This is a genomic window from Actinoplanes sp. NPDC049802, from assembly GCF_040656595.1.
In the GTDB taxonomy this organism is placed as follows: domain Bacteria; phylum Actinomycetota; class Actinomycetes; order Mycobacteriales; family Micromonosporaceae; genus Actinoplanes.
The window spans coordinates 17,998-33,715 of record NZ_JBFAMR010000064.1; the positions used below are offsets into that span (position 1 = coordinate 17,998).

The 15,718-nt window shown below is 70.2% G+C and carries 14 protein-coding genes; 8 read left to right on the plus strand and 6 right to left on the minus strand.

Annotation, left to right across the window (positions count from 1 at the left end):
* Positions 1-146: 146 nt before the first annotated feature.
* On the minus strand, positions 147-977 hold the full coding sequence (locus AB0I88_RS31830; protein ID WP_361033042.1) for a hypothetical protein: 831 nt from the start codon (positions 975-977) through the stop codon (positions 147-149).
* Between the two features lie 76 nt (positions 978-1,053).
* Here AB0I88_RS31830 and AB0I88_RS31835 point away from each other — a divergent pair, with 76 nt between their 5' ends.
* Genes AB0I88_RS31835 through AB0I88_RS31845 form a run of 3 tightly spaced genes read left to right on the plus strand, consistent with a single transcriptional unit; the run spans position 1,054 to position 4,168 of the window.
* Positions 1,054-2,514 (plus strand): menaquinone biosynthesis decarboxylase, encoded by a 1,461-nt coding sequence (locus AB0I88_RS31835; RefSeq protein WP_361033045.1) that lies wholly within the window; start codon positions 1,054-1,056, stop codon positions 2,512-2,514.
* Entirely contained in the window at positions 2,502-3,494 is a 993-nt protein-coding gene (gene mqnP, locus AB0I88_RS31840; RefSeq protein ID WP_361033125.1) for a menaquinone biosynthesis prenyltransferase MqnP, read from the plus strand. The genes AB0I88_RS31835 and mqnP overlap by 13 nt, the downstream gene beginning before the upstream one ends.
* A 50-nt stretch (positions 3,495-3,544) precedes the next feature.
* Positions 3,545-4,168, plus strand: coding sequence for a UbiX family flavin prenyltransferase (locus AB0I88_RS31845; RefSeq protein WP_361033048.1), 624 nt, complete (start codon positions 3,545-3,547; stop codon positions 4,166-4,168).
* Positions 4,169-4,219: 51 nt separating this feature from the next.
* Here the strand turns inward: AB0I88_RS31845 and AB0I88_RS31850 are convergent, their stop codons facing one another.
* A complete protein-coding gene (locus tag AB0I88_RS31850) occupies positions 4,220-4,495 on the minus strand; it encodes a BldC family transcriptional regulator (RefSeq protein WP_282761489.1) in 276 nt (91 codons plus the stop codon).
* 212 nt (positions 4,496-4,707) lie between these two features.
* Here AB0I88_RS31850 and AB0I88_RS31855 point away from each other — a divergent pair, with 212 nt between their 5' ends.
* Genes AB0I88_RS31855 through AB0I88_RS31865 form a run of 3 tightly spaced genes read left to right on the plus strand, consistent with a single transcriptional unit; the run spans position 4,708 to position 7,547 of the window.
* Positions 4,708-5,157: an Lrp/AsnC family transcriptional regulator gene (locus AB0I88_RS31855; RefSeq protein ID WP_106329284.1), complete on the plus strand. Its 450-nt coding sequence runs from the start codon at positions 4,708-4,710 to the stop codon at positions 5,155-5,157.
* A 1-nt stretch (position 5,158) separates the two neighbouring features.
* On the plus strand, positions 5,159-6,256 hold the full coding sequence (locus AB0I88_RS31860) for a PLP-dependent cysteine synthase family protein (protein WP_361033051.1): 1,098 nt from the start codon (positions 5,159-5,161) through the stop codon (positions 6,254-6,256).
* 34 nt (positions 6,257-6,290) lie between these two features.
* Positions 6,291-7,547, plus strand: coding sequence for a hypothetical protein (locus AB0I88_RS31865; protein WP_361033054.1), 1,257 nt, complete (start codon positions 6,291-6,293; stop codon positions 7,545-7,547).
* On the opposite strand, the gene AB0I88_RS31870 is transcribed toward AB0I88_RS31865, so the two are convergent.
* The 4 genes from AB0I88_RS31870 to AB0I88_RS31885 all read right to left on the minus strand — a co-directional run bounded on the left by AB0I88_RS31870 (position 7,531) and on the right by AB0I88_RS31885 (position 13,875).
* Positions 7,531-8,154 (minus strand): putative glycolipid-binding domain-containing protein, encoded by a 624-nt coding sequence (locus AB0I88_RS31870; RefSeq protein WP_361033057.1) that lies wholly within the window; start codon positions 8,152-8,154, stop codon positions 7,531-7,533. The genes AB0I88_RS31865 and AB0I88_RS31870 overlap by 17 nt on opposite strands.
* A gap of 373 nt (positions 8,155-8,527) precedes the next feature.
* Positions 8,528-10,264, minus strand: a complete 1,737-nt coding sequence (locus tag AB0I88_RS31875; RefSeq protein WP_361033128.1) for a DEAD/DEAH box helicase — start codon at positions 10,262-10,264, stop codon at positions 8,528-8,530.
* A 380-nt stretch (positions 10,265-10,644) separates the two neighbouring features.
* Complete coding sequence (locus AB0I88_RS31880; protein ID WP_361033060.1) at positions 10,645-11,154, minus strand: hypothetical protein; 510 nt, start codon at positions 11,152-11,154, stop codon at positions 10,645-10,647.
* 1,155 nt (positions 11,155-12,309) lie between these two features.
* Positions 12,310-13,875, minus strand: a complete 1,566-nt coding sequence (locus tag AB0I88_RS31885; RefSeq protein WP_361033063.1) for an NlpC/P60 family protein — start codon at positions 13,873-13,875, stop codon at positions 12,310-12,312.
* Between the two features lie 236 nt (positions 13,876-14,111).
* Between AB0I88_RS31885 and mqnE the strand changes: the two genes are divergently transcribed.
* Positions 14,112-15,281 carry an aminofutalosine synthase MqnE gene (mqnE, locus tag AB0I88_RS31890; protein ID WP_361033066.1) on the plus strand — a complete coding sequence of 390 codons (1,170 nt, stop codon included), beginning with the start codon at positions 14,112-14,114 and terminating at the stop codon, positions 15,279-15,281.
* A 20-nt stretch (positions 15,282-15,301) separates the two neighbouring features.
* On the plus strand, positions 15,302-15,712 hold the full coding sequence (locus AB0I88_RS31895) for a hypothetical protein (RefSeq protein WP_361033069.1): 411 nt from the start codon (positions 15,302-15,304) through the stop codon (positions 15,710-15,712).
* Positions 15,713-15,718: the final 6 nt, after the last annotated feature.

Here is a 15,718-nt window from a genome sequence, read left to right on the forward strand (position 1 = left end):
CGACCGGGCGGCTGGCGCCGCACGGGTCCTGTGGGCGCGCTCAGAGCCTGACCGGGCGGCTGGCGCCGCACGGGTCCTGTGGGCGGGCTCAGAGCCTGACCGGGCGGCTGGCGCCGCACGGGTCCTGTGGGCGGGCTCAGAGCCTTTCAGCAGTCGCCGGCGGTCCACGTGTCGTAGCGGGTCACCCAGTCCAGACAGAACCCGCCGCGGGCGGCCGCCCCGGTCACCGTCGCGACGTCCTCGCGCCAGTACCGGGCCGGGCCGTCACCGAGCGGCCGCAGCCGCACGTTGTCCACTGTCACCCTGGGTACGTCGATCTTGGTCTGCCGGGACGCGTCGACGTGGACCTCGACGTACTGCTCGATGTAGGCGCCCGCGCCGATCGGCAACTGCTGCTGGGTGAGCAGGTTCCACCGGTTGTCCCACCACAGCCAGGCCCGCCAGAGGCCGTTCGGGTCGCTGCTCAGGTCCAGCCAGACCTGGTCGCCGGGCCGGACCTGGTACTGGTCGTAGAACTGCCAGCGGTTCGTGTTCGTGTTGAACGTGTAGACCCGCTGACGGCCGGGGGAGGCCCATCCGGTCTCCGCCCAGCCCGCCTCCAGCCAGGCGATCCGCCCCCCGCCGAGGTCCCGCTTCGCCATGAACCGGCCCACCACGAAGTCGTACGTGCGGGGCCGCACCGACCCGTCCACCACGGAGAACCGCCCGGACACCCCGGCCCACTCGCCGCCGGTGCCCGCGCCGAGGTGGTGGTAGCCGCTCGGGGTGAACGCGGTGGCCGGCACCTTGGCCGACTCCAGCACCCGCCCGCCCGCCACACACGCCCGCGGGCTGCCGAGACCGGCCGGTCCGGTGGGCGGCCGGGTGGACGCCGGTCCCGGCGTGCATCGCGGCAACTGTCTGTCGGCCGACGAGTTCGCGGGGGCGGCGACCGCGAGAGCCGCGGCCACACCGGTCAGGGCACACCATCGGGTCACGTTCCGGAGCCTCACGAAAGTCTCCAACGGGAGTCCCGGATCTCCAGTGACGGACCTGGGTGCCAGACTGGGAGTCATGGCGCCGCGTGGATTCCCCTATGCCGATCTGCAGAGCTTCATCACCGCCCTCGAGAAGGCGGGTGAGCTGCGTCGCGTCACCGTGCCGGTGGACCCGACCCTGGAGATCAGCGAGATCGTCACCCGGACGGTGCGGGCCGGCGGCCCGGCACTGCTCTTCGAGCGGCCCACCCGGGGCGAGATGCCGCTGGTGATCAACCTGTTCGGCACCGAGAAGCGGATGGCCATGGCGCTCGGCGTCGACCGGCTCGACGAGATCGGCGAGCGGATCGGGGCGATCGCCAAGCCGGAGCTGCCGGTCGGCTGGTCCGGCATCCGGGAGGGCATCGGCAAGGTGCTCCAGCTCAAGTCCATGCCGCCGAAGAAGGTGAAGACCGCCCCCTGCCAGGAGGTCGTGCTCCGCGGCGACGAGGTGGACCTGGACAAGTTGCCCGGCCTGCAGGTGTGGCCCGGCGACGGCGGCATCTTCCACAACTTCGGGCTCACCCACACCAAGCATCCCGAGACCGGCAAGCGCAACCTGGGCCTCTACCGGCTCCAGCAGCACTCGAAGAACACGCTCGGCATGCACTGGCAGATCCACAAGGACTCCACCGCGCATCACGCGGTGGCGGAGCGGCTCGGCCGGCGGCTTCCGGTCGCGGTCGCGATCGGTTGCGACCCCGTGGTGACGTACGCCGCGAGCGCCCCCCTGCCCGCCGACATCGACGAGTATCTGTTCGCCGGTTTCCTTCAGGGCGAGCGGATCGAGATGGTCGACTGCGTCTCCGTCCCGTTGCAGGTCCCGGCCGAGGCGCAGATCGTGCTGGAGGGCTACCTGGAGCCCGGTGAGCGGCTGCCGGAGGGCCCGTTCGGCGACCACACCGGCTATTACACCCCGGTCGAGCCGTTCCCGGTGCTGCACATCGAGACGATGACGATGCGCAAGAAGCCGGTCTACCACTCGATCATCACGTCGAAGCCGCCGCAGGAGGACCACGGTCTGGGCAAGGCCACCGAGCGGATCTTCCTGCCGCTCGCCAAGATCCTGATCCCGGACATCGTCGACTACGACATGCCGGCCGCCGGCGTCTTCCACAACTGCCTGATCGTGTCGATCCGCAAGCGCTACCCGAAGCACGCGCAGAAGGTGATGAGCGCCATCTGGGGCGCCCACCTGCTGTCGCTGGTCAAGCTGATCGTCGTGGTGGACGAGGACTGTGACGTCCACGACTACCAGGAGGTGGCGTTCCGGGCGTTCGGCAACGTCGACTACGCCCGCGACCTGCTGCTCACCGAGGGCCCGGTGGACCACCTGGACCACTCGTCCTACCAGCAGTTCTGGGGTGGCAAGGCGGGCGTCGACGCGACCCGTAAGCTGCCGGCCGAGGGCTACACCCGGGGCTGGCCGGAGGAGATGGTGATGGCTCCCGAGGTGGTCTCCCTGGTCGACAAACGTTGGAAGGAATACGGGCTGTGACAGCGATCGAGGAGAAGCCCGGCAAGATCAAGTCCTTCCTGCGTCTGGTCATGATCGAGCACTCGATCTTCGCGCTGCCGTTCGCCTACCTGTCGGCGCTGATCGCGATGGCGCAGCCGGCCGGTGACCTGACCACCGACGGCCGGGTCATCCTCGACCTGCCCCCCGGCACCACGGTCAGCTCCGGCGTGCACTGGATGGACCTGCTGCTGGTCACGGTCGCCATGGTGTCCGGGCGGACCTTCGCGATGGCGGCGAACCGGATCCTGGACCGCAAGATCGACGCGCTGAACCCGCGCACCCAGAACCGGGAACTGGTCACCGGCGCGGTGAGCCTGCGGACCGCCTGGACCGGCGCGCTGATCTCGCTGGTCGTCCTGGTGCTGGCGGCGGCCCTGCTCAACCCGCTCTGCCTGCTGCTGTCGCCGCTCGCCGTGATCCCGCTGGTGATCTACCCGTACGCGAAGCGGTTCACGAACTTCCCGCACTACGTGCTGGCGCTGGCCCAGGCGGTCGCGCCGGTCGGCGCCTGGCTGGCGGTCACCGGCACCTTCGCGGGCTCCTGGCCGGCCTGGGTGCTCGGCGTGGCGGTCGGCCTGTGGATCGGCGGGTTCGACATCATCTACGCCTGCCAGGACGTCGAGGTGGACCGGCGGATCGGCGTGCATTCCACCCCGGCCCGGTTCGGGGTGCGGACCGCGCTGCACATCTCCACGGTCACGCACGTGGTGTGTTTCGCGCTGTTCGTGTGGTTCGGCCACCTCGCCGGTCTCGGCCTGTTCTGGTGGATCGGTCTGCTGATCACCGGCGCCGGCCTGGTCTACCAGCACGTCGTGGTGACGCCGAACGACCTTTCCAAGATCAACCGGGCGTTCTTCACCGCGAACGGCTTCATCGCGATCGCGCTGTTCCTCTTCGCCCTCCTCGAGCTGATCGTCGACGGGCGGTTCGCGCCGCTGGCGGTCGCCACCCCGATGTGATCCCGGTCCCGGAGGCGTGCCGGGTGAAGGGCGAGTAGCACACTGGTGACATGCGCGAACCCTGGATCGTGGGCGTCTCCGGAGCATCCGGAACCCCGTACGCCAAAGCGGTGCTCTCCGCCCTGCTCGACGCCGGCGAATCCGTCGACCTGGTGGTCTCCCGGGCCGCCCGGCTGACACTGCTGGACGAGACCGGCGCGACCGTCCGGGACGCGCACTGGAAGGACGACGTGGCCGCCTGGCTGGGCCGGGACCTCGGCGATCTGACCTACTGGCCGGCCGGGGACCTGGCCGCCGGCCCGAGCAGCGGCTCCTACCCGGCGCGCGGGATGGCCGTGGTGCCGGCGAGCACCGCGGCCTGTGCGGGCATCGCCATCGGGCTCTCCAAGGACCTGCTGCAGCGAGCGGCCGAGGTGAATCTGAAGGAACGGCGCCGCACGGTGATCGTGCCCCGGGAGACTCCGGTCACCCGCAGCCATCTGGAGCATCTGATCGCCCTGCACGACGCCGGGGCGGTGGTGCTGCCGGCCAGCCCCGGCTTCTACGGCTCCGGGGCCGGCGCGACAGCACAGCAACTGGTCGATTTCGTGGCCGGGAAAGTGCTCGACGCGTTGGGCGTACCCCACACGCTCTTCCGCAGATGGACCGGCGACCTGGGTGAGGGACGCGCCTAGGCCCTGTCGCGTGGATCACGCGAAGCTGCGGCGTGATCCACGCGACAGAACCTAGCGGAGGCCGTTGGGCGGGCCGTAGCCCGGCCCGGGATTGCTCGGGCCGTTGTTGCGGGGCTTGTTGGCGGCGTCGTCCTCGCGCATCTCCTCGATCACGCCATCGCCTTCGAGGAGCGCACGCACTTCGGATTCACGGAATCGGCGGTGTCCACCCGGAGTACGGATACTGCCGATCCTTCCGGCAGCGGCCCAGCGCGTGACCGTCTTGGGGTCGACGCGGAACAACGCGGCCACCTCGCCCGGTGTCAGCAGACGATCTCCAGTGTCCACAACCCCCTCCTCGGTTTGGTTATCTGGAGCGGCCGTGGTCACGGTGAGTGTCGGCGTGCTCGATCGGGACGTAAAGTCATTAGAGCACCGCCCCTGAACCAAGTCCGTGAAATGCGGAAAAAGCCCCGATTGCGACAGTGGTCATTATCCTGCCGCCCATTCACCGCTACCGGGCGTGAAGGCCGGAGCGCCACCCGATTAGGGTTTCTCCCATGGACTCCATCGACCTCCGGCTGATCGACCTGCTACGAGAGAACGCTCGCTCGTCGTACGCCGAGCTCGCCCGCAAGGTCGGGCTCTCCGCCCCCGCCGTGCACGAGCGAGTCGGTAAGCTCGAGACCGCCGGGACCATCCGCGGCTACCGGGCCGATATCGATCACGAGGCGATCGGTCTCGGCGTCACCGCGCTGATCGGCATCATCGAGGACTCGGGCGCCGACACCGACGACGTCCTCGCCGCGGTCCGCGCCATGCCCGAGGTGGAGAGCTGCTATTTCATGGCCGGCGTCGAGTCCTACCAGCTCACCGTGCGGGTCGGCACGATCGCGGAGCTGGAGCAGCTGATCGTCCGGATCAACCGCACCCCCGGCGTCGCATCGACCCGGACCGCGATCGCGCTCTCCACCAAGTGGGAGAACCGGCCGCAGCCCGGCCTCGGCTGACATGACCGTCACCAACCTCGACCGCTCGGACAGCGTGGCCCGCGACTGGGCCCGCGAGGCCATCGCCCAGGTCGAGGCGGACGCCAACCGCTCCGCCGACACCCACCTGCTGCCCTTCCCACTGCCGCGAGCCTGGGGGATCGACCTTTATCTCAAGGACGAGTCGTCACACCCCACCGGTTCACTCAAGCACCGTCTGGCACGATCGCTTTTCCTGTACGCGCTGTGCAATGGCTGGATCGGCCCGCGCACGACGATCGTGGAAGCCTCGTCCGGATCGACCGCGGTGAGCGAGGCCTATTTCGCGCGAATGCTCGGTCTGCCGTTCATCGCCGTGATGCCGGCAGCCACCTCACCGGAGAAGATCTCCCTGATCGAGTTCCAGGGTGGCCGATGTCACCTGGTGACCGATCCGACCCAGGTGGTCGCCGAGGCGCGGCAGCTCGCGGCCGAGCTGGACGGGCACTTCATGGACCAGTTCACCTACGCCGAGCGGGCCACCGACTGGCGCGGCAACAACAACATCGCCGAGTCGATCTACCACCAGCTGGAGCGGGAACGGCATCCGGTCCCGGCCTGGATCGTGATCGGCGCCGGGACCGGCGGCACCAGCGCCACCGTCGGCCGGTACGCCCGCTTCCGCCGCCTCGACACCAAGGTCTGCGTTGTCGACCCCGAGGGCTCGGCGTTCTGGCAGGCTTATCTCGCCGGCGACTGGAACGTCGCGACCGGCCGCGGCTCCCGCATCGAGGGGATCGGCCGCCCCCAGGTGGAGGCGTCCTTCCTGCCCTCGGTGGTGGACCGGATGATCCACGTCCCGGACGCCGCGTCCCTGGCCGCCATGCGCGCCGGCTCGGCCGTCCTGGGCCGGCGGGTCGGCGGCTCGACCGGCACCAACCTGTGGGGCGCCTTCCGGCTGATCGCCGAGATGCTGGCGTCCGGGCGCACCGGATCGGTGGTGACGCTCATCTGCGACGGCGGCGAACGTTACGCCGACACCTACTACTCCGACGAGTGGGTCAGCGGCCAGAAACTGGATCTCCCGCCGTACGCCGCGGTGATCCGGCGATTCCTCGACGACGGCGGATGGCCCGGGTGACCCGCATCGACGGGGAGTGATTAGATCCTCGATCGTGGGGGATCCTCAGAAATCACGTCCCGGGACCGCGCTTCTGGTCGCCGCGGTGGCCGTCGTCTCGGCCGGGATCGTGGTGTGGCCGGCCGGAGGCGGCGGCTCGGCCGTCGCGGCACGCACCGTCAGCGTCGCGCCGAAAACCCCGCCCACCCCGTTCGAACAGGTCGAGAAACTGCTCGAGGCTCAGGTCGACGCGCTGCTCCTCGGCGACGAGAAGGGCTGGCTTGCCCCGGTCGACGCGCAACTCCAGCCGCGCTACCAGGCCATCTACAAGAACCTGCGGGCGCTCGAGATCTCCTACACGCGGCTCACCGTCGAGCGACTCTCGGAAACGGCCGGCTCGGTGGTCGTCGACTTCCAGCTCGACTACTGTTTCAGCACCTCGCTGTGCCGTGACGGCGGCGGCACGCCGAACGCCGGCTACGAACTCACCTGGAAAGCCCGCGACGGGTCGTACGTGATCACCGGGATGGGCGCCTCCGGCGAGGACAACTACCTCCAGCCGGCGCCGTGGGAGACCGCCGAGCTGGCCTTCGCCACCGGCAGCCGGGTCATCGTGGCCGCGCCGCAGTCTCAGCGCAGACACCTCGACCGGGTGCTGGCGATCGCCGAGAAAGCCGCCGCCGTCGCCGACCGGTACGCCGGATACACCGGCAACCCGCAGTCCCGCTACCGCGTCTACCTGGCCGACGACAAGTCGTGGAACAGCTGGTACGGCGGCCGGTACCCGGCCTGGTCGGTGGCCTACCAGCTACCCCTCGGCCGGGTCGGCGGTGACGTGGTCGTCCGGATCAGCGAGATGCCGTCGTCGAACACCGAGCTCACCACGATCATCCAGCACGAGTTGGCCCACGTGGTCACCCGTGCCGCCTCCACCAACTACGACGAGGATAAGGACCTCTGGCTGATCGAGGGCATCGCCGAATACATCGGTTTCCTGCCCGCCAAGCCGGAGAAGACCTACAGCAGGGAGGTGCTGTCCTACTCCTTCGGCCGGCGTGGCGACCTGAAGACGATCGTCGTGAAGCCGCTCACCGCCAAGTCCGACGACATCACCGTCGCCACCCTCTACGCCACCGGGCACTTCGCGGCCGGCTGCATGGCCGCGAAATACGGCGACGAGAAGCTGCTCGACTTCGTCGACCGGGTCGTCCAGCTCGGCGAGGAACTCGACCCGGCGTCCCGGGCCGCCTTCGGCACACCCTTCAAGAACGTCGACAAGGCCTGCGTCAGCTGGATCAGACAGCGGACCTGACCCGCCGGGCCAGCCCCGGATAGTCCTCGATGAAACCGTCGCCGTCACACGTCAGGTCGGCGCTGAACGTCTCACTGGCGAACCGGATCCGCCCATCACCCAGCGCCGTGTAGATCTGGTCCGCCTGCACCACCTCCAGGCTGGGCACCAGCACCCAGGCCACACTGAGCCGGTGCGACACACCGGTCTCCGCACGCAGCAGCCCGAGCCGCCGGATCGGCAGCGTGTTGAACAGCGGAGACCCGCCCAGATCGGCGTCGAACGCGCCGTAGAGCAGATCCGGATCCTCGCAGCCCGGCAGCCCGGCGCGGGCATGCCCACTCGCCACCAGGGCCGCGTCCAGATCACCCTGCTCCGAGGCGGTCACCCGCCAGCGCCCCGCCGCCAGCTCCAGCCGCACACTCCGCGCCCAGCCGGCGCCCTCCGCCCGCACCTCCAGCCGGCTCGTCACCCCGTCCGGCCCGGTCTGCACCTCATATCGGCAGCAATAGGGCACCGGCGCGGCCGCCAGGATCGTGCCCTGCGCGAACCGGTCCACATCCAGCAGGGCGTGCTCGGCGCCGGACACGTCCTTGCGCTCCCAGAACAGGGCGGTAGGCAACGGCATGCCGGTAACCTACCCGCTCCGGCCCAGGTCCGCCGTTCCTCCCTTGAAGATCAATCCCCTCCGGTACGCGGTGGAGCGTCCCGCCGGGATTCCCCGTCCCGTGGCGCACCGCGAGCACCTGCCGGGTCAAGGCCGCAGCGCGCCCGCCGGGCCCCGGAGGGTGGTCACCCTCTCTCAGCCCGGCGGGCGCGTCGCGGGCCTGACCCGGCAGACGCCCGCGGTGCGCCACGGGACGGCCCGGATTCGATGGGGGCGGCTCACCCCGTACCGGAGAGGAAGAAGCGCGAGAGGACCGCTGTGGCCGCGGCAGAGGCCGGAAAGGGCGAAGCCCCGGCGCGCGGATGCGGCCGGGGCTTCGAGGTGAGTCAGTGGATCAGTGGCTGCGCGCCGGGCGCGAGGAGCCGAACCGGTTCGGGCCACCCTCACGGCGGTCGGTGCGCTGACCGTCGCGGCGCTGGCCGGCCGGACGGTCCCCGAAGCGGTCACCCTGCGGGCGGTCGCCGAACGAGCGCTGCGGCCGGTCGCCGTAGGAACGGTCACCCTGCGGCCGGTCGCCGTAAGAGCCCTGCGGGCGGTCGCCGTAAGAGCGCTGCGGCCGGTCGCCGTAAGAGCCCTGGGGCCGGTCGCCGAAGGAGCGCTGCGGCCGGTCGCCGTAGGAGCGGTCGCCCGCCGGACGGTCGCCGAACGAGCGCTGCGGGCGGTCGCCGTAGGAACGGTCACCCTGCGGCCGGTCACCGAAACCGCGCTCGTTGCGGTCGCCGGCCGGGCGGTCACCGTAGGAACGCTGCGGCCGGTCGCCGTACGAGCGCTGCGGCCGGTCACCGCGGGGGCGGTCGCCGAAGCGGCCACGCGAACCGCCGGAACGCTCACGACGCGGCTCCGGCTCCTCGATCACCGGGATGCCGCTCGGCTCGCGGGCGCCGGTGATCTCGGCCAGCTTCTCGTCGCCCACGCGGACGCGCACCTCACCCGGCGCGACACCGGCCTTGGACATCATCGCCTGGGTGCTGCGGCGCTGCTTCGGCAGCACCAGCGTGACGACCGCGCCCGACTCGCCGGCCCGGGCGGTACGGCCGGCCCGGTGCAGGTAGTCCTTCGGGTCCTTCGGCGGGTCCACGTGCACGACCAGCGAGATGCCGTCGACGTGGATGCCACGGGCCGCCACGTCCGTCGCGACCAGGACGTTGGTCCGGCCTTCCTTGAATTCGGCGAGCGTCCGGGTGCGGACACGCTGGGTCTTGCCGCCGTGCAGGGCGCCGGCCCGGACGCCGACCGCGGCCAGCTGCTCCACCAGCCGGTCCACGCCCATCTGGGTGCGGGCGAAGACGATGGTCTTGCCGGTCCGGTTCGCGATCCACGAGGTGATCGGGAACTTCTCGGCCGGCGGGATCAGCAGCAGGTGGTGATCCATCGTGGACACGCTGGCCTCGGCCGGGGCGGTCGAGTGCGTCACCGGGTCGTGCATGAACCGCTTGACCAGGGTGTCGACGTCACCGTCCAGAGTGGCCGAGAAGAGCAGACGCTGCGCGTTCTCCGGGGTCTTCGCCAGCAGCTCGGTCACCTCGGGCAGGAAGCCCATGTCGGCCATCTGGTCGGCCTCGTCGAGCACGGTGACCTCGACGTCGTCGAGCTTGCAGGCGCCCCGCTCGATCAGGTCGCCGAGGCGGCCCGGCGTGGCGACGATGACCTCGACGCCGCGGCGCAGAGCGTCCATCTGACGGTCGTACGGCACGCCGCCGACCGCGGTCTTCAGGAACACACCGACCGCCCGGCCCACCGGCATCAGCGAATCGGCGACCTGCATCGCCAGCTCACGGGTGGGGACGAGGATCAGGGCCTTGGGGTGGTGCGGGCGGGCACGGCCACCCTTGGCGACGCGAGTCAGAAGCGGCAGGCCGAACGCCAGCGTCTTGCCGGAGCCGGTCTGGCCACGGCCGAGCACGTCACGGCCGGCCAGCGCGTCCGGAACGGTCGCGGCCTGGATCTCGAACGGGGTGGTGATGCCCTCACGGGTGAGAACCCGGACGATCTCGGACGGAACGCCGAGGTCGGAGAAGGTCCGCACCGGAGCGGGGTCACTGACAGTGATCTCCTGCTCGACGGGCTCGATGTCAGGGGTCGTGCTCTCGAAGACGGACGGGAACGTGCTGGGGTCAGCGAAAGTGGTCAAGAGAACCTCTCTACGGGGGCGCATGCTCGCGAATGGCCCGCCGCGATCCTCATCTCGAGAACCGCTCGCTGAAATGCCCGCAAGAACGCCCGTGGCGTGCACCGGGTGGGCACGCCGCGTCAACAACTAACAGTCAGTGTACGGGTGAACGTCGAAACCGCCGACCGCATTCCGGCCGGGTAGTGGGCGGGCTCACCCCGAAGCGCAACCTCGCCAGCTTAGGCGCACCGCGTCCCGGGCGGCAAAACGCCGGGGCGCAGCGCTTCTGTCGGACCTGCGTCAGTTCGTCGCCGTGCCGTGGAGAGTTTTCGTGACGTTGACTACTTACCCGTCAGGTTGCCGACGAAGTCGGTGAAAGCGTCACCGGCGGTGAAGATGAACACCAGGCTCACCGTGACCAGCAGGCCCAGGACGGCCAGCATGGCGATGACCACCTTCAGGTTGCTGCGGCGCTGGTCCACGGGCGCGTCATACCAGCCCTGAGCCAGGATGTGGCCGGTCAGCGAACCGGAATTCTCCACCGGGTCGGAGACCGGCATGGTCATGTCGATGGCCGGATAGCCGCCGGTGCTGTAGACCGTGCCGGCCTGTCCACGCTGCTGCGGCAGGTCGCCGCCCGAGGTCGGGCTGACCGGAGTGGTCGGCGGGTTGCCGTAGGTGGTCGGGTTCGGTGTTCCGCTGCGGACCGGCTGGGTCATCTCGATGTTCTCCGGCGATGAGGGGAAGCCCCGGTACGGCGTTCCACGTGGGGTGCCGTACGAGGTCGGTGGCAGGCCTGCCGGAGCGTCACTGGGCGGCAGGGTGTAGCTGGGCAGACCATTACCGATCATCGGGGGTGGCGGAACGACCGGCGGAACCGGGCCCGGGATCGGGCTCGGCCCAGGGCCGGGAGGAACCGGGCTCGGGCCGGGAGCCGGTGGCACCGGGCTGGGACCGGGACCGGGTGGGATCGGGCTCGGGCCGGGACCGGGTGGGATCGGGCTCGGCGGCACCGGAGTCGGCGGAATCGGGCCGGGCGGGACCGGGCTCGGCGCCGGCACCGGACCCGGAGGCGCCGGAGCCGGGACGGGCACCGGAGCCGGTGCCGGCCCGGGAACCGGGATCGGTGTCGGCGGCTTGATCGGCTCGACCGGTTCGGCAGGCTTCGGTTCGGCAGGCTTGGGCGGTGCCGGGCGCGGGGGCGCCGGCCGGGGCTGGTCGGGCTCGGCGGGTTCGTCCGGTTTCGGCTTTTCCGGCTCGGGCTTCTCCGGATCATCCGGGGCGGGTTTGTCCGGTTCCGGCTCGGTGGGCTTGTCCGGGCCGTCGGGCTCGCCCGGCTTCGGGTCGGAAGGTTCCTCCAGCGCGGCGATCGAGGTCGCGGCCGTGCCGTAGACCTTCGGTTGCGCCGCCGCGCGAGCGGACGCGGGCACCTCGGCCGCGGTGGGCTTGACAGCACCGGGCACGGCGGCACGCGCGGCTCCGCCACCGGGTGCGGCGGAGACGGGCTTGGCGGAGCCGGTTGCGGGTGCGGCGGAGACGGGCTTGGCGGAGCCGGCTGCGGGTGCGGCCGAGACGGGCGCGGCGGAGCCGGCTGCGGGAGCGGCTGAGACCGGTGTGGCGGAGACCGGTGCGGCTGAGACAGGTGCGGCGGAAACCGGGACCGGCGCGGACGCCTTGACGGCCGGGTCGGAGCCGCCAGGTTTGGCAGCGGCCCACAGGGCGCCCGGCCCCGGCGGGGGCGGTGGCGCGAACCCTTCGGCGTCGTTAGCGGGCGGCGGCGCAGCGGGCGGCGTCCCGTTTCCGCCGTCCTTGGTCGCCTGCTGCTCGTCCATGGAAATCCTCCCGAACCGACCACCGCTGCCGACGGTCTCGGCCGTCGGGCGCTGACCTTAACCGTGCCACATCAGCCGGTGTGAACACACCCGGCATCAACGTCAGCCGCCCCGGGGACGGTTACCCGATGGCCGGATCACCCGTTTTTGGGCGTCCTGCTCGAATGTCGTGGGTCACTTGCTCGACGAAGCGGACGGTGAGGCCGATTTCGACGCGGACGTGACGGATGCTTTCGACGCGGACGTGACGGCAGCGGACCCGGCCGAGGACGTCGTCACCGCTGCCGAGGACGACGAGCTGGTCTGAGCCGGAGTCGGCGTGGTCGACGGCTTCGTGGAGGTCTCCGTCGGCTTGGGCGAGGGGCTCGGCGTCGTGCTCGTCGACGGAGACGGCGACGGCGAGGTGGACGGACTGGTCGACGTGGACGGGGAGGTCGAGGTCGACGGCGAGCCGGACGAACTCGGCTTCGGCGTCGTGCTGCTCGACGGCCGGCCGGGCGACGGGCTCGTCGGCGGCTTGCTCGTGGTCCTGCCCGGGGTCGGCGATGTGGTGGCCGGCTCGTCCGGGTCGGGTGCGCCCAGGTCGGGTGTCTCGGTGTCGCCTTCGATCGACCCGTAGACCCGGGTCGCCGCGAACAGCCGGCTCCACCGGACGGGGGCGAGCCGAACGTTGAGACCGGTCCGCGGGGCCTCCACCATCATGCCCTCGCCCGCATACATGGCTACGTGGTGGATGCCCGTCCAGCTGCTGGAGGAGCTGAAGAAGAGCAGGTCGCCGGGGAGCAGCGAGTAGCGGGAGACCACCCGGTCGCGGGTCTGGTAGTACTGGTCGCGGGACACCCGGACGAGCGGGTAGCCGGTGGACCGGTAGGCCGCGTACATCAGGCCGGAGCAGTCGTACTGGTTGGGGCCTTCCTCGGACCACACATACGGATCGCCGCGCTGGGCCAGCGCGAACTTGAGCGCCTTGACCGCGCGCGGGTCGGCGTCGCGGCCCGCCTGTGAACCGGCCAGGTAGTCGGCGCCGAGCCGCTGGTCGGCCGCGTTGGACGTGGTCTCGGCGGCGGTGATCTCGTCGCGGTGGGCGTCCTCGTACTTCTTCTGGGCCGCCTGTTTCCGGCTCAGCTGCGCGTTGAGGGCGGTCCACTGCGCGGCGAGGCTGTTGTACCGGTTGCCGGCGATCAGGTGCTCGTCGGTGGCGGTCTTCACGGCCGCCTTGGCGGCTGCCAGGCGGCTGGCCGCCGCCTCATACGACGTGGCGTCGCCGCGCTGCATACGGGCGAGCGCGTCGAGATCGAGCAGACCGGAGTCGACGGTGCCGGGTGGCAGAGCGGCCGCCTCCTGCATGGTGGCCGAGGCGGCCTCGGACACGATGGTCTGCGCCTGCGTCACGGCCTGCTGGGTCTCGGTGATCCGCTGGGAGGCGGCGGTGAGGTGCGTCTGGGCGAGGTCGCGCTCCTGGCCCACCCGGATCAGTTGGTCGCCGAGGGCGGCGATCTCGGCGCGCCCCTTCTCCACCTTCTGAATGACCGGACTCGCGTTGACCCCCGGTGTGATGAGCGACGGGGTGGTCGGGCTGGGGCTGGCCGACGTGCCGGGAAGGACGAGGGAGGCGAGCTGCGGGGGCCGTGCGCCGGCGTCGGGGATCGACGCCGTGGTGGTCACCGAGCCCGGATCGGCCATCGCCGGGATGGGCTGGAACAGGGCTGCGATCGCCGCCGCGACCGCGGTTGAGCACACGAGAGGCCGCATGCGCGTCGGTGCGAAGCGCATACGGCTCGGTGATCCGTGCCGCGGTGCCTTGGACATGAGCTTCCCGTCCGCGCCGGTTGGGGCGACCGTCGCTTGTCGTTCCTATTGGTTCATACCGCAAGCCGCGTACCCATGTCGATCGAATGAAGATGAAAGCACGCTGAGAATTATTCGGATCAACGGTGCCGCAGGCCGCTCGGGAGGCGCGACGTACCCTCGACCGCATGGATGCGGGGTTGAAGCGTGAGCTGGAAGCGAAGGTCTACGCCGGTGAGCGGCTGAGCCGTGCGGACGGCATCGCCCTCTACGAGTGTGACGATCTGACCTGGCTCGGCCGCCTGGCGCACCACAAGCGCACCGAGTTGAGCGGTGACCGGGTGATGTTCAACGTCAACCGGCACCTCAACCTCACCAATGTCTGCTCGGCCAGCTGCGCCTACTGTTCCTTCCAACGCAAGCCGGGCGAGAAGGACGCGTACACGATGCGCATCGACGAAGCCGTCCGCAAGGCGAAGGAGATGGAGGACGAGCAGCTCACCGAGCTGCACATCGTCAACGGCCTGCACCCCAGCCTGCCGTGGCGGTACTACCCGAAGGTACTGCGTGAGCTGAAGGCCGCGCTGCCGAACGTGAAGCTCAAGTGCTTCACCGCGACCGAGGTGCAGTGGTTCGAGAAGATCAGCGGGCTGTCCGCGAGCGAGATCCTGGACGAGCTGATGGACGCCGGTCTGGAGTCGCTGACCGGCGGTGGCGCCGAGATCTTCGACTGGGAGGTCCGGCAGCACATCGTGGATCACGCGTGTCACTGGGAGGACTGGTCGCGGATCCACCGGCTGGCCCACGAGAAGGGCATGAAGACGCCGGCCACCATGCTGTACGGGCACATCGAGGAGCCGCGGCACCGGGTCGACCACGTGATGCGGTTGCGTGAGCTGCAGGACGAGACCGGTGGGTTCGCGGTCTTCATCCCGCTGCGCTATCAGCACGACTTCCACGACTCGGCGGACGGCAAGATCCGTAACCGGATCCAGGAGCGCACCACGATGGCGGCGCCGGCCGAGTCGCTCAAGACGTTCGCGGTGTCCCGTCTGATGTTCGACAACGTGCCGCACGTGAAGTGCTTCTGGGTGATGCACGGGCTCTCGGTGGCGCAGTTGTCGCTCAACTTCGGCGCCGACGACCTGGACGGCTCGGTGGTGGAGTACAAGATCACACACGACGCCGACTCGTACGGCACCCCGCACACCATGCACCGCGACGACCTGCTGAACCTGATCTGGGACGCCGGTTTCCAGCCGGTCGAACGGGACACTCGTTATCAGGTGGTAAGGGAGTACGAGAAGGCGCCCTCGCTGGCCGAGCGGCGCAGCGAGCCCCAGAAGATCTGGGCCTGACCCCACGGACGGTGACGTTGATGACCCAGTTGAGGAAGGACGCGACCGGTCGTCTCGCGACGATCGGCGACCTGCTGGGTTCCGCCTTCGCCGGGCTGGCCGCCGGTGCCGCCGTACTGTTGGTCTTCGAAGCGGTGATGGCCTTGACCGGCCTCGGTGAGTTCGGTGAGTCGAACGGCTGGCTGGTGCTGATCCTGCCCATCTGGCTGTTCGTCGAGGAGTTCCGGGCCGAGGGCTTCGGCGCCCATCGGATCATGGTGAGTGGCCTGGCCGGCGGGTTCGGTGTCGCGGTCGGGATGACGGTGGCCGGAGCGGTGTCCGGGGTCGTTCCACCTTTGGTCAGCGGCGGCGCCGGCGCCCTGACCGGTACGGTCGTGTACTGCCTGGTCTGGTTCTACGGCCTCCGGTGGCTGAGTCACCGGTCCGGCTGAGGGAGA

What these genes read in the sequence shown, in the direction of transcription:
- mqnE (WP_361033066.1), top strand. Translation starts at nt 14,112, where the DNA reads ATGGATGCGGGGTTGAAGCGTGAGCTGGAAGCGAAGGTCTACGCCGGT.
- AB0I88_RS31860 (WP_361033051.1), top strand. Translation starts at nt 5,159, where the DNA reads ATGACCGTCACCAACCTCGACCGCTCGGACAGCGTGGCCCGCGACTGG.
- AB0I88_RS31870 (WP_361033057.1), bottom strand. Translation starts at nt 8,154, where the DNA reads ATGCCGTTGCCTACCGCCCTGTTCTGGGAGCGCAAGGACGTGTCCGGC.
- AB0I88_RS31835 (WP_361033045.1), top strand. Translation starts at nt 1,054, where the DNA reads ATGGCGCCGCGTGGATTCCCCTATGCCGATCTGCAGAGCTTCATCACC.
- AB0I88_RS31880 (WP_361033060.1), bottom strand. Translation starts at nt 11,154, where the DNA reads ATGATCGGTAATGGTCTGCCCAGCTACACCCTGCCGCCCAGTGACGCT.
- AB0I88_RS31855 (WP_106329284.1), top strand. Translation starts at nt 4,708, where the DNA reads ATGGACTCCATCGACCTCCGGCTGATCGACCTGCTACGAGAGAACGCT.
- AB0I88_RS31845 (WP_361033048.1), top strand. Translation starts at nt 3,545, where the DNA reads ATGCGCGAACCCTGGATCGTGGGCGTCTCCGGAGCATCCGGAACCCCG.
- AB0I88_RS31895 (WP_361033069.1), top strand. Translation starts at nt 15,302, where the DNA reads ATGACCCAGTTGAGGAAGGACGCGACCGGTCGTCTCGCGACGATCGGC.